Annotated in this window: 10 protein-coding genes; 7 read left to right on the top strand and 3 right to left on the bottom strand. The window is 70.3% G+C overall.

Translation table 11 applies throughout. The annotated features are described in order from the left end of the window. Positions 1 to 137: 137 nt before the first annotated feature. Both uvrC and D3272_RS00950 read right to left on the bottom strand, forming a co-directional pair. Positions 138 to 2,357, bottom strand: coding sequence for an excinuclease ABC subunit UvrC (uvrC, locus tag D3272_RS00955; RefSeq protein ID WP_129217203.1), 2,220 nt, complete (start codon positions 2,355 to 2,357; stop codon positions 138 to 140). Positions 2,358 to 2,423: 66 nt separating this feature from the next. Then, a complete protein-coding gene (locus tag D3272_RS00950) occupies positions 2,424 to 3,575 on the bottom strand; it encodes a helix-turn-helix transcriptional regulator (protein ID WP_165361159.1) in 1,152 nt (383 codons plus the stop codon). Between the two features lie 318 nt (positions 3,576 to 3,893). Here D3272_RS00950 and D3272_RS00945 point away from each other — a divergent pair, with 318 nt between their 5' ends. The 3 genes from D3272_RS00945 (at position 3,894) to dcd (ending at position 6,864) form a co-directional block, all read left to right on the top strand. Further along, a complete protein-coding gene (locus tag D3272_RS00945; protein WP_129217201.1) occupies positions 3,894 to 5,468 on the top strand; it encodes an OpgD/OpgG family glucan biosynthesis protein in 1,575 nt (524 codons plus the stop codon). A 581-nt stretch (positions 5,469 to 6,049) separates the two neighbouring features. Then, the gene (locus D3272_RS00940) at positions 6,050 to 6,307 is read left to right on the top strand and encodes a hypothetical protein (protein ID WP_129217200.1); all 258 of its coding nucleotides are present in this window, start codon (positions 6,050 to 6,052) and stop codon (positions 6,305 to 6,307) included. Then, positions 6,304 to 6,864 (top strand): dCTP deaminase, encoded by a 561-nt coding sequence (dcd, locus tag D3272_RS00935; protein ID WP_129217199.1) that lies wholly within the window; start codon positions 6,304 to 6,306, stop codon positions 6,862 to 6,864. The genes D3272_RS00940 and dcd overlap by 4 nt, the downstream gene beginning before the upstream one ends. A 448-nt stretch (positions 6,865 to 7,312) precedes the next feature. Here the strand turns inward: dcd and D3272_RS00930 are convergent, their stop codons facing one another. Then, positions 7,313 to 8,611, bottom strand: a complete 1,299-nt coding sequence (locus D3272_RS00930) for an O-antigen ligase family protein (protein ID WP_129217198.1) — start codon at positions 8,609 to 8,611, stop codon at positions 7,313 to 7,315. Between the two features lie 113 nt (positions 8,612 to 8,724). Here D3272_RS00930 and D3272_RS00925 point away from each other — a divergent pair, with 113 nt between their 5' ends. The 4 genes from D3272_RS00925 (at position 8,725) to D3272_RS00910 (ending at position 12,301) form a co-directional block, all read left to right on the top strand. Further along, positions 8,725 to 9,525 carry an aldolase/citrate lyase family protein gene (locus tag D3272_RS00925; protein WP_245496305.1) on the top strand — a complete coding sequence of 267 codons (801 nt, stop codon included), beginning with the start codon at positions 8,725 to 8,727 and terminating at the stop codon, positions 9,523 to 9,525. Between the two features lie 71 nt (positions 9,526 to 9,596). Then, positions 9,597 to 10,346 (top strand): electron transfer flavoprotein subunit beta/FixA family protein, encoded by a 750-nt coding sequence (locus tag D3272_RS00920; protein ID WP_129217197.1) that lies wholly within the window; start codon positions 9,597 to 9,599, stop codon positions 10,344 to 10,346. Continuing rightward, positions 10,343 to 11,290, top strand: a complete 948-nt coding sequence (locus tag D3272_RS00915) for an electron transfer flavoprotein subunit alpha/FixB family protein (RefSeq protein ID WP_129217196.1) — start codon at positions 10,343 to 10,345, stop codon at positions 11,288 to 11,290. Before D3272_RS00920 ends, D3272_RS00915 begins: the two co-directional genes overlap by 4 nt. Positions 11,291 to 11,422: 132 nt before the next feature. Further along, positions 11,423 to 12,301, top strand: a complete 879-nt coding sequence (locus D3272_RS00910) for a 3-hydroxybutyryl-CoA dehydrogenase (protein WP_129217439.1) — start codon at positions 11,423 to 11,425, stop codon at positions 12,299 to 12,301. Positions 12,302 to 12,668 lie beyond the last annotated feature (367 nt).

The raw sequence follows: 12,668 nt of genomic DNA, 5'->3' as shown, positions 1-12,668 counted from the left end.
CGACCCTGTCCCGGTCGCTCTGGCCCGCGTCGCCTGGTTCGCCCGCACGACCGGCGCGCCGCCGCCCTTCCAGGCCTTCGCGGACGACGATGTCCGGCTTGCCGATCGGGAGCGGGACGAGGGCATCGGCCATGGCATCACGTCCCACCCTCGTTGAAGAAGTCGTAGACCCGCTTCGCCGTCGCGGCATTGACGCCCGGCACCTTCTCGAGGTCGGACAGGCTGGCGCGCCCGATGGCCTTGGCGGTGCCGAAGGCGTGGAGCAGGGCGCGCTTGCGGGCCGGGCCGATGCCCGCCACCTCGTCGAGCGGCGAGCGCGTGATGTCCTTCTTGCGCTTGGCCCGGTGGGTGCCGATGGCGAAGCGATGCGCCTCGTCGCGCAGCCGCTGCACGAAATACAGCGCAGGGTCGCGCTCGTGCAGCTTGAAGGGCTCGCGCCCGGCCGCGAAGAAGGTTTCGCGGCCCGCGTCGCGGTCCGGCCCCTTGGCGATGCCCACGACGGCGAGGCCGTTCGGCACCGCACCGGGGCCGAACAGCACCGGCACGCCGAGCTCCGCCATGATCTCGCGCACCGCCGCCAGCTGCCCCTTGCCGCCGTCGATGAGCAGCAGGTCGGGCCAGGGCGAGCCGTCGTCGAAGTCGAGCGACGGCGCCTCGTCGACCTGCATGGCGGGATCGTCCGGGTCCGAACCCGCCGCCATCGGACCCTCGGCTTCGAACGGCATGTCGACGGTCTCGGACCCGTCCGACCCCGCCGCGACCGCGTCGTCGACCCCGTCGGCGGACGGGGCCTCGTCCTCCAGCGCCGCCGCCATCAGGGCGTCGTCGGCCGAAGCGCCGCGCGACTCGCGCAGCAGGCGGGCGAAGCGCCGCCGCAGCATCTGCCGCATCATGCCGAAGTCGTCGCCGGGCGTGACGTCCTTCATGTTGAAGGTGCGGTACTGGGTCTTCATGAAGCCCGACGGCCCCGCCACGATCATGGCGCCGACCGCGTTGGTGCCCATGATGTGGGAATTGTCGTAAACCTCGACGCGGCGCGGTGTGCGGTCCATGCCGAAGGCGGCGCCGAGCCCCGCCAGCAGCTTTTCCTGGCTGGCCGTCTCGGCGAGCTTGCGGGCCAGGGCCTGCCGGCCGTTCGCGGCCGCCCCCTCGACGAGGTCGCGCTTCTCGCCGCGCTGGGGCACCGCCACCTCCACGGCGAAGCCGGCGCGCTCGGTGAGGGCCTCGGCCAGCAGCGCCCGGTTCTCCACCTCGTGCGACAGCAGCACGAGCCGCGGCGGCGGCTTGTCGGCGTAGAACTGCACCAGGAAGCTGTCGAGCACCTCGCCCGACGCCAGCGAACGGTCGGCCCGCGGGTAGTAGGTGCGGTTGCCCCAGTTCTGGTAGGTGCGGAAGAAGAAGACCTCGATGGCGAACTGCCCGGCCTCGTCCACCACGGCGAAGACGTCGGCCTCCGCGACGCTCTTCGGGTTGATGCCCTGCTGGCCCTGGACGGCGGACAGCGCCGCGACGCGGTCGCGCAGGCGCGCGGCGCGCTCGAACTCCATGGCGTCGGCGGCCTGCAGCATCTCGGCGGCGAGCCGGTCCTTCACGGCGCGGCTCTTGCCGGCCAGGAAGTCCCGCGCCTCGTCGACGAGCTCGCGGTAGCCCTCGGACGTCACCTCGCCGGTGCAGGGGCCCGAGCAGCGCTTGATCTGGAAGAGCAGGCAGGGCCGGGTGCGGTTGTCGTAATAGCTGTCCGAACAGGAGCGCAGGAGGAAGGCCCGCTGCAGCGCGTTCAGCGTGCGGTTCACCGCCCACACGCTGGCGAAAGGCCCGAAGTAATCGCCCTTGCGGTTGCGGGCGCCGCGATGCTTGGTGATCTGCGGGGCCTTCGGGTCCGCCGTGACCAGGATGTAGGGGAACGACTTGTCGTCCCGCATCACGACGTTGAAGCGGGGCTTCATCTGCTTGATGTAGTTGGCTTCGAGCAGCAGCGCCTCGGTCTCGGTCGCGGTGGACACGAAGACCATGGCGGTCGTGAGCGAGATCATCTGGGCGATGCGGCGCGAATGGCCGGCCGCCCTCGTGTAGGAGGCGACGCGCTTCTTGAGGCTCTTGGCCTTGCCGACGTAGAGCACTTCGCCGTCGGCGCCGAGCATGCGGTAGACGCCCGGCCCCATGGGCAGCGTGGCCCAGTGGCGGCGGATGACGGCCGCGCCCTGGCGCACCGAGGCCGGGGCGGCTTCCTCGGCGTCGAAGCCGAGGTCGATGCCGGACTCGCGTTCGCCGACGCGCTCGTCGTCGGCATCGTCCATGACGTCGTCGAGGTCGTCGTCGGGCGGGGGGGCGTCGGATCGGAGGCTGGTCGAGCTCATGCCGTCGATCTAGGCGTGGAAGGCGGCGGCGGGAAGGCTGTTCCGACCGCGGCTTGGAGATCAGGTCTAAAAGCGGGACCGGCCGGCATCGGCGCGCGCTTCGGCCGCTTTCAGGCTCGAAAGCAGGGCGGCCAGCTCCGATTGCCGGGACACGTCGAGTTTGTCGAAGACCCGTTTCAGGACTGAACGCACTGTATTCTCGGCGAGGTTGAGCCGATCGGCAGCCGCCGACGGGCTGAGCCCATTGGCGATCAGCGAAGCGACACGGGCCTCGCCGAGGGTGAGACCACAGACGTCGCGCAGGAGGCCGGGATCGACGGGCTCGCCCGCGGCGATCGCGACAGCGAGCAGGATCGTGCGCCCTCCCGTCAGCAGCCGTTCCGTCGGGGCGGTCCCGGCGGTGAGCGGCAGCGCGTAGACGGCGAGCCGGGTCGGTCCGTCCTCGATGACGAAGGGGGCCACGGTCCGCTGGGGCGGGGCGTCTTGGGAAATCTGGCCGCAATGCGCCAGGAGCGCGGTCAGGCGCTTCTGGTCCACCGGCGACCGGCAGGTTAGGACGCCGCCCTTGACCACGAAGGCGTGCGACAGCATCGCCTCGGCCCTGCTGTTGGCGAAGACGACCCGGCCGTCGTCGCCCAGCACGAAGGCCCCGATCGCGAGGCGGCCCAGGCTATCCCCCAACCCCAGGCCGACCGTTTCGGCGTCGATCAGTCTGAGACTGAGACGCAGCGCCTGCTCGACATGCTGGCCCAGCAGCGTGAGGAGGGCCAGCTCCTCGTCGCTGTAGGGCGGCTTGGACGGTGCGCGATGGACCGACAGCGCGACCGCCATGCCCGATTGCGGCAGCACCTGGACGCCGGCCACCCAGCGCAAGCCCAGCGGAGCGAGGAATTCAGTATAGATCGGGTGGGTCTCGATCTCCTCGTCGGTGACGCCATGCCGGTCCGTTATAGCGCCGACGTGATCGCGATAGGCATAGTCGAGGGATCGGGCGGCCCGAATATCGTAGCGCCACCATTTGGAATGATAGGCCTCGGCGAACGGTTCGAGGTTCGGCGACACGATGGTTCTGAAGCTGCCGTCGTCCCGCCGATAGAGCAGCAGGGCTCCCACGTCGTCGAAACACTGCGCGATCGTCCGCAAAGTCTCTGGCCAATCTGCCGGCCGTGCCGCGCAAGCATAGATGGCCTTGATGGCATCCGACAGAGCAGCGTCCACGGCGGATCTCCAGATTCGGGTGGGGCAGCGTAAAGCCTGCGTGACAGCGGCGCCATACGGGAGCCATGCGAGGGCCGGCCTTCGGTCGCCCCCTGAACGGGGTCGGCCGAAGCGCGCTCCGTCACGGTGAGCCCCGGACGGTCCCGGCGTGCGGCGATGGAGGCGTCGCCGCATCCCCGCTTGCCCCACGGCACAGCTCCCGCTACCTCGAAGACCGGCGGATGTGCCGGAGCCTGGAGCGAGGTGGCTTCGGCCGGAACGCCTGCGCGAAACACGAACCCGCGTCGGCCCCCGCCGGCGCCCCAGCCGGAGTCCCGCATGCTATCCTTGGACCGTCGCGCCATCGTGGCCGGCATCGCGGCCGGGCTGGCCCAGGTCGCGGCGAACCCGCTGATGGCGCAGACCGTGTCCCAGACGCCCGCCGAACCCGCCCCCCATTTCGGCTTCGAGGACGTCCTCAAGCGCGCCCGCGAGATCGGCACCGCGCCCTTCGAGGCGAACCCGCCGCCCTTGCCCGACGCCCTCGCCCGGCTCGACTTCGACAGCTGGCGCGACATCCGCTTCCGCCGCGACAAGGCCCTGCTCGGCACCGAGGGCGGCCCGTTCCGCATGGAGATGTTCCACCTCGGCCACATCTATCCCCGGCCCGTGACCGTCAACGTCATCCGCGAGGGGATCGCCACGCCGGTGCCCTATGCGGCGAACCTCTTCGACTACGGCCGCAACAAGATCGACAAGCCGCTGCCGCTGAACCTCGGCTTCGCGGGCTTCCGGCTGCTCTACCCGTTGAACCGGCCCGAGGTCCTGGACGAGGTCGCGGCCTTCCTCGGCGCCTCATACTTCCGCTTCCTCGGCCGTCGCCAGCGCTACGGCCTTTCGGCCCGCGGCCTCGCCGTCGGGGCGGGCTCGCCCGGCGAGGAATTCCCCTTCTTCCGCGAGTTCTGGATCGAGACGCCCGGCCCGCTCGCCGAGCGCGTCACCATCTACGCGCTGCTCGACGGCGCTTCCGTCACGGGCGCCTACCGGTTCGACCTCTACCCGGGCGCCGAAACCGTGCTCGAAGTGTCGGCGACGCTGTTCCCGCGCCGGACCGACTTCAAGCTCGGCCTGGCGCCGCTGACCTCCATGTTCTTCACCAGCCAGAACGACCGGCGCTTTTCGGACGACTTCCGGCCCGAACTGCACGATTCCGACGGGCTGCTCATCCATTCGAGCACGGGCGAATGGATCTGGCGGCCGCTGCGCAACCCCATGCAGCCGGAAGTCTCGGCCTTCCTCGACAAGGGCGTGCAGGGCTTCGGCCTGCTGCAGCGCGACCGCGTCTTCGAGGACTATCAGGACCTCGACCTCGGCTACGAGCTGCGCCCGTCCTACTGGATCGAGCCCAAGGGAGACTGGGGCGAGGGGCGGGTGGAACTCGTCGAACTCCCCACCCAGGACGAGACCAACGACAACATCGTGGCCTCCTGGGTGCCCAATGCCGCCGTCGAGGTGGGCAAGCCCCTGGCGGTCGCCTACACGGTGACGGCCAGCCTCAACCTCGCCCGCCTGTCGCCGGGCGGCCGCGTCACCAAGACCTACCAGACCCAGGCGCGGGCGCTGGGCTCCAAGGAGGTGGCGTCGCCCGGCTCCCGCCGCTTCATCATCGACTTCTCGGGCGGCGACCTCGCCTATTACGCCACCGACCCCGCGCTGGTGCAGGTGGTGCCGACCTCGACCAACGGCCACATCACCCGCAGCTTCCTCGTCCCCAACCCCCACATCAACGGCTTCCGCGCCGCCATCGACGTGGAACTGCCGGCCGGCCAGAGCACCGACCTGCGCGCCTTCCTCAAATCCGGCAACAAGGCCCTGACCGAGACGTGGACGTTTCCGTGGAAGGCGCCGGGGTAGGGCCTGACCCGCCCCTCCGTGCTCGCGAGCTTTGTGGAGCGAGGTGGGACCGGTACACGAGCCCATGCGCCTCGCCGTGCCGAACCCTGCCAGCCGGGGCGAGTCCAGCCTGGTTCAGTTTCTGGTGAAGGTGCTTGCCGGACATGCGGGCTGCAAGTCAGACGCGTAAGGCCGTTCATCTCGGTGACGGCGGTCGGCGACGCGGATGTTTCCGGCATCGGAGTTCCTGCGATCGGCCGTCCGCGAAGCATGCTTCTCGATCCGCTCAAAAGGCACGAGCGATCGAGCGACGCAGCGATGTCGCTTTGAAAAGTCCCCATGATCAGCCTGGCATGGGAAACGTAAGCTAAGGGGTCGATGCTGAGACGCTCGGCGCATCCGTCGAACGCCGCCGAGAGGGAGGGCTGGCTTCATCGCTATGTTCATGTTTTGTTCCGTGATAGTTTTCCACAGCGATGCGCAAGGAATTCAACTGACGATTCAGATGCGACCCGAGTCGCTAGCTTGAGCGTTGTCGGGGAGGAGTTGACGAATCGGATGCCTGCCACGCGTCCTGATGACACCCGTAAGGAGGATGAGAGATGCCAGTGATCCGTGTTCAGGAACTCGGCGAGGGTCAGCATCCGAGCGAGGTCTTCGTGGGGGTCACCACCGCTCATGGAGAAAAAGAAAGCTTGATTGTAGATCGCCGCTCAATCGATAATGGTACTCTCGATATCGGGTTCCCTGTCGGCGGAGAGGGCAAGCTTTTGCTCGTCGAGCTGCCGCGGGAGACTATGAGCGGCAAATGGCGCGTTTGGGTGAACCGAACAGACGTTCTCGATAGGGTGCCTGCGTGATTTTGACGGATCGAGAGATCAGGCTGGCGCTTCAGCTCAAGACGTTGAAGATTGATCCGCCTCCAGCTAACGAGGCGTTCGCGTCCACCAGCGTTGACCTGACTCTTGATCCGTCGATCAGTGAATTCAGAACGAGCGCAACCGACAGCCATTTTGATCCTGGTCGCCAAGACTATCCCATCGAGAAGGTGCTTGGCGAGCAAACGTTTAGGATCAACATCGATGAGAGAGGTCGATATGAGCTTGAACCCAAGAAGCTCATATTAGCTTGGACGACTGAATACGTCGATTTGCGCGAGTCGCCACGGCTTGCGGCCAGAGTCGAGGGTAAAAGCTCACTCGGGCGCCTCGGATTGGCTATCCACGTGACGGCCCCGACGATCCATGCCGGTTTCAACGGGCGCATCAGGCTTGAGATCATCAACCACGGCCATCTGCCGATCCGTCTTCGGTCGGGGATGAAGATTTGCCAGCTGATCTTCGAGCAGACCCTGGGGACGCCGGAAAAAGGCTACGAAGGACGCTTCGCTGGGCAAAGCGTAGACCGCACCGTCTGAGAGCCGAGGCTTGATGGTTTTCATGTCATCCCCTCCGCGTCATTCGATTGGCCGCCATTGCAACGACTGGGGCGGGCTCAATAGGAAGAAGAGAGCGCTCGTTTGATGGATGCGGACGAAACTTCGACAGGTTGAGAATGTTATGACCGCAAACGGCTGCTTCGGCGATACGCTAGAGTCCGTCAGGCTGTTGTTGAAGCGGAGCTTCAACTTAAGTTTATGATTAGACCTGCAATTTAGAGCTGGCGTGTGTCAGCAGCAGCCTGACACACGCTAAATCCCGTCCTGTTCCCGATCCCCTCCGGAATGTGCAGCGTAGCGGGCCGAACGCTGAATCCCGACTTGGACAGCGACAAGCCTCCCCGTTTCCCTGGAAGACACGGGGCCGGGGGGATCGCGAACGGGCGTAGCCCGACGACTGATGCCGTCGTCGGAAAACTGCGTGCGGTCAATGGCGGTGCGGCAGCCCGCCGTCGGCGCCCGTCCCCCGATCGCCATGGTCGAACCACAGCAGGGCGGCCGCGATGGAGGCGAGCCACCAGGGCTGCCAGGCGCTGAGGCCGACGAGGCCGACGGTCATCACCGACACCAGCAGCCCGAGCCGGGCCGCCAGCCCCGGGCCGCGGCGCCGGGCGAGCCGCGCCACGACGAAGGTCGACGCCAGCGCCGCCGCGGCGAGGCCGAGGCTGCCGAGCTCCACCCAGGCCTGCAGCAGGATGTCGTGCGGGTGGAAGCCCACGATGGGCGCGCTGTCGGGCGGGGGAGCGGCCCCGTCGGGGCGGGGCGTCTCCGCCACACGGAAGCTCGCGTCGAAGCCATGGCCCAGCCAGGGCCGGTCGAAGCCGCGGTGCTCGAAGGCGGTCCAGATCGACAGGCGGTGCTCGGCATGCTCCTCGCGCAGCTCCTGCCGGGCATCGGGCGGCAGCGCCCGGCTGAGGATCGAGCCGGTCCAGGGCGCGCAGGCGACGAGGAGGGCGAGGCCGAGGCCGGTCAAGCCGAGCGCCGGCCGGGGCGCCACCAGCGCGGCGCCGAACAGCGCGGCGCCGAGCGCCAGGCCGACCGCGGGGGCGCCCGAATGGGCCGCCGCGACGCCGGCGGCGACGGCGAGGCCGAGCAGGCCGAGGGCGGCGAAGCGCCGGGCCGGCCAGAGCAGGGCGGCGGCGGGCCAGAGCAGGAGAAGCGGCGGAACGGCGCTGCGCTTCAGGTCCCAGGCTTCGCCGCGCGCCCGCGCCAGCGCATGCAGCGGCATGCCCGTCCCATGCTCGACCACGATCAGCAGCCCCGCCGCCGCGACGCCGGCGACGAGCCAGCGCGCGTCCCGCGGTCGCGCCACGAGGGGCCAGGCCGCCGCGAGGCCGAGGGCCGACAGCAGTTCCGGCAGGCCCTCGACGAGGCCGCGCGCCGTCAGCTGCGGCGCGATCGTCCAGGCGAAGCTGGCGGCCATCAGCGCCAAAATACCGGCGACCAGCAGGGCGGTCGGCGCGACGGCGGCGGCGCGGTAGCGGGCCGCGAGAATCCGCCCGTGGCCGGCGAGCAGCGCCGCGCCGTTGGCGGCGAGGGCCGCCGCCGCGAGACTCGCCGGCGCGGACTTGTTGGCCACCACCATGAGCACCGGCAGCACGAAGCCGAGCAGCGCGGCCGACAGCGTGGCGAGACGCCGGGCCGCGGGCGGGGCGACGGGCGCGGGGCCGGGCCGTGCGGAGCCCGCGCGGCCGGTGGCGCTTTCCGCTGGATCGCCGACGTTCATCGTGCCTCTGTGCCAGAACCTCGGGGGCCGCCCGTCGGACGGCGGCCCTCCTGTGCCCCGACCCTCCCCGAGCGTCAACTCGCGGCCCGGGATGGCCGCAGCGAGACCGCCCCATGCGCATGCCCCTGCTGGTCCCCTGCGACGGCCCTCCCGACCTCGCCCCCACCCTCGCCTCTGCCCTGGCGTCGGGCGCCGACGCCCTGGTCGTCGACCTCGGGCCGTCGGACCCCGACGGGGGGCGGGACGCGCGGCGCGCGGCGGCGCGCGGCGCGCTGTCGAGTCTCGCCGGGATGGCGCGAGCCGGGGGCGCGCCGCGGCCGCTCGCCATCGTGCGCCTCGGGCCCTTCGCGTCGGGCGACATCGACGCGGACCTCGCCGCCGTCATGCCATGCGGCCCGGACGCGCTGCTGCTGCGGGGCGCCGTCGGGGCCTGGGACATCCAGCGGCTCGCCGCCAAGCTGGCGGTGCACGAGGCGGAAGCCGGCCTCATGGCGGGCGCCACCGGCATCCTGGCCGCCGCGGCCGACACGCCGGCCGGGGTCCTGGCGCTCGCCGGCGTGCCGGGGGCGAGCCCGCGGCTGCGCGCCCTCGTGTGGGACGGCGACAGGCTGGCGGCGTCGCTCGGGACCGGCGCGACGGCGCAGCCCTGTCGCCAGGCCCGCGGCCTGCTGCGCCTCGCCGCCGCCGCGGCGGGCGTGCCGGCGTTCGACACGGCGCCGAACTCGGGCGCGGCGCTGCCGGCCCGGTGCCGGGCTGCGGCGCGCGACGGCTTCGCCGGCCTGCTGGCGTCCCGCCCCGCCGACGTCGCCGCCATCGCGCGCCTGATGGGGCGGCCGACCGGCGGTGGCCGCGGCGCCGCCGGCCCCGTGCGGGACCGCGCGTTGACGAATGCCGACCCCGCCTTTAGCAGTTGATGCCCTCGGGGGAAGCTGGCGTCGCGGCGGTGGACAGACCGCGCGGCCGCCGTTCACGGAATTGCTGTGCGATGAAGATCCTGGTGCCCGTCAAGCGGGTCGTCGACTACAACGTCAAGATCCGCGTCAAGCCGGACGGCTCGGGCGTGGACCTCGCCAACGTCAAGATGGCCATGAACCCCTTCGACGAGATCGCCGTCGAGGAAGCCCTGCGCCAGAAGGAGGCCGGGGCCGCCACGGAGGTCGTGGTCGTGTCGGTCGGGCCCGCCCAGGCTGTCGAGACGCTGCGGACCGGGCTGGCGATGGGGGCCGACCGCGGCATCCACGTCAAGGTCGACGGCACCGTCGAGCCCCTGGCCGTGGCCAAGATCCTGGCCGGCGTCTGCCGGGCGGAGGAGCCCGGCCTCGTCATCATGGGCAAGCAGGCGATCGACGACGACTGCAACCAGACCGGCCAGATGCTGGCGGCGCTGATGGGCTGGGGCCAGGGCACCTTCGCGTCGAAGCTCGTGCTCGGCGCCGCCGAGGCGCAGGTGACGCGCGAGGTCGACGGCGGCTCGCAGACGGTGGCGCTGGCGCTGCCCGCGGTCGTCACCACCGACCTGCGGCTCAACGAGCCGCGCTACGCCTCCCTGCCCAACATTATGAAGGCCAAGAAGAAGCCGGTGGACGTGAAGGAGCCGGGCGACTTCGGCGTCGACGTGGCGCCGCGCCTCAAGGTGCTGAAGACGGTGGAGCCGCCGGCCCGCCAGGGCGGCGCCAAGGTCGGCTCCGTCGGCGAACTCGTGGGCAAGCTGCGCGAGACGGGAGTGATCCGATGAGTGTTCTGCTGGTCGCCGAACAGAAGGACGGCATCCTCAACGACGTGACGGCGCGGGCCCTGACCGCCGCCAGGCAGATGGGCGACGAGGTCCACGTGCTGGTGCTGGGCCGTGGCGCGGCCGCGGCCGCGACGGCGGCGGCGAAGCTCGAAGGCGTCGGCAAGGTGCATGTCGCCGAGGGCGGCGCGCTCGACCACGGGCTGGCCGAACCCGCCGCCGCTCTGTTGGTGACGCTGGCCGACCACCACAAGACCATCGTGGCGCCCGCCACCGCCGCGACCAAGAACATCATGCCGCGCCTCGCCGCGCTGCTCGACGTCATGCAGGTGTCGGAGATCACCAAGGTGGTGTCGGCCGACACGTTCGAGCGCCCGATCTACGCCGGCAACGCCATCCAGACCGTGCAGACGGCCGACCCCGTCAAGGTCGTGACGGTGCGCACGGCCGCCTTCGCGGCGACGCCGGACGGCGGTGCCGAGGCGCCGGTCGCCCCGGTGTCGGCTTCGGCCGCCGCCGACCCGGCCCTGTCGCGCTTCGGCGGCGAGGAGCTTGCCAAGTCGGACCGGCCGGAGCTCACCTCCGCCAAGGTGATCGTGTCGGGCGGCCGCGCCATGGGCAAGGCCGAGAACTTCAAGACCTACCTCGAGCCCATCGCCGACAAGCTCGGGGCCGCCATGGGCGCCTCGCGGGCGGCCGTCGACGCCGGCCTCGCCCCCAACGACTGGCAGGTGGGCCAGACCGGCAAGGTCGTGGCGCCGGACCTCTACATCGCGGTGGGCATCTCGGGCGCCATCCAGCACCTCGCCGGCATGAAGGACTCGAAGGTCATCGTCGCCATCAACAAGGACGAGGAGGCGCCGATCTTCCAGGTCGCCGACTACGGCCTCGTGGGCGACCTCTTCACCATCCTGCCGGAGCTCGACGCGGCGCTGGCGAAAAGCTGACGGCCGGCTCCGGGCGCCGCGAACCCGTGCTATGACGGGGGCGGCGCCCGCGCGTCGGGCTGCGACCCGGGCCGGTGACGGTCCGGCAGGACCGGCGTGACGGTGCACGAGGGACGGGTGGGGACGGGCAAGATGGGCGAGATCAGGACCCTCGGCGTGATCGGCGCGGGCCAGATGGGCAGCGGCATCGCCCATGTGGCGGCCGCCGCGGGCTTCAGCGTCGTGCTGCACGACCTGTCGGAGGAACGGCTCAACGCCGGCCTCGCGACGATCAACGGCACCATGACGCGGCTCGTCAAGAAGGGCGGCATGACCGAGGAGGCGCGCTCCGAGGCGCTGGCCCGCATCTCCACCGCCCAGCACTACGATGCGCTCGGCGACTGCGACCTCGTGATCGAGGCCGCGACCGAGAACGAATCCGTCAAGCGCAAGATCTTCTCGGCCCTCTGCGCCTCGCTGAAGCCGACGACGCTGCTGGCCTCCAACACGTCGTCGATCTCCATCACGCGCCTCGCCTCCGTGACGGACCGGCCCGAGCGGTTCATCGGCATCCACTTCATGAACCCGGTGCCCCGCATGCAGCTCGTCGAGCTGATCCGCGGCATCCAGACCGTGCCGGAAACCTTCGAGACCGCCAAGGGCTTCATCGACCGGCTCGGCAAGACCCCGACCGTGTCGGAGGACTTCCCGGCCTTCATCGTCAACCGCATCCTGCTGCCGATGATCAACGAGGCCGTCTACGTCCTGCACGAGGGCATCGGCAGCGTGGAAGCCATCGACACCGCCATGCGGCTCGGCGCCAACCACCCGATGGGGCCGCTGCAGCTCGCCGACTTCATCGGCCTCGACACCTGCCTCGCCGTGATGCAGGTGCTGCACGAGGGCCTGGCCGATTCGAAGTACCGGCCCTGTCCGCTGCTGGTGAAATACGTCGAGGCGGGCTGGCTCGGCCGCAAGACCCAGCGCGGCTTCTACGATTATCGCGGCGAGCACCCCGTCCCGACGCGCTGACGGCGGACACCCGCGGCGCGGCGGAAACACCGCTTCCCCGGCGGGTCGCCGCACAGGCGCCGCGCGCCGCGGCCCATCCGCTTCGCGCCGCTGTTTCTCGCCTTCGATCGGCGACCCCGTTTCGCGACCCTGTGACGCCGGGAGGCGGGGCTTCACAATCGTGTCATCGCGCATGTAGACTGTGCCGGACGCCGCCCCGGAAGGGCTGGGGCGTAGCTACAGGCGCAGCGACGATGGTTCTTCCCATGAACCTCACGGCTGACGATCGACGGGCCCGCCGGACGGGTCCCGTCAGCCCATGGCCCGCACGATCCGGCCGCCGCATGCGGTCCGGGCCGCAGTCCGACCATCGTCTCGCGACGATCGC

The organism is Lichenibacterium ramalinae, assembly GCF_004137085.1.
Lineage (GTDB): Bacteria > Pseudomonadota > Alphaproteobacteria > Rhizobiales > Beijerinckiaceae > Lichenihabitans > Lichenihabitans ramalinae.
The sequence above is the reverse complement of the archived record's forward strand: the minus strand, read 5'-3'. Positions and strand labels throughout refer to the sequence as shown.

Bases quoted from the DNA above. Each gene is read 5' to 3' on its own strand.
- uvrC (WP_129217203.1), bottom strand. From the start codon at position 2,357: ATGAGCTCGACCAGCCTCCGATCCGACGCCCCCCCGCCCGACGACGAC.
- D3272_RS00945 (WP_129217201.1), top strand. From the start codon at position 3,894: ATGCTATCCTTGGACCGTCGCGCCATCGTGGCCGGCATCGCGGCCGGG.
- D3272_RS00940 (WP_129217200.1), top strand. From the start codon at position 6,050: ATGCCAGTGATCCGTGTTCAGGAACTCGGCGAGGGTCAGCATCCGAGC.
- D3272_RS00930 (WP_129217198.1), bottom strand. From the start codon at position 8,611: ATGAACGTCGGCGATCCAGCGGAAAGCGCCACCGGCCGCGCGGGCTCC.
- D3272_RS00925 (WP_245496305.1), top strand. From the start codon at position 8,725: ATGCGCATGCCCCTGCTGGTCCCCTGCGACGGCCCTCCCGACCTCGCC.
- D3272_RS00920 (WP_129217197.1), top strand. From the start codon at position 9,597: ATGAAGATCCTGGTGCCCGTCAAGCGGGTCGTCGACTACAACGTCAAG.
- D3272_RS00915 (WP_129217196.1), top strand. From the start codon at position 10,343: ATGAGTGTTCTGCTGGTCGCCGAACAGAAGGACGGCATCCTCAACGAC.
- D3272_RS00910 (WP_129217439.1), top strand. From the start codon at position 11,423: ATGGGCGAGATCAGGACCCTCGGCGTGATCGGCGCGGGCCAGATGGGC.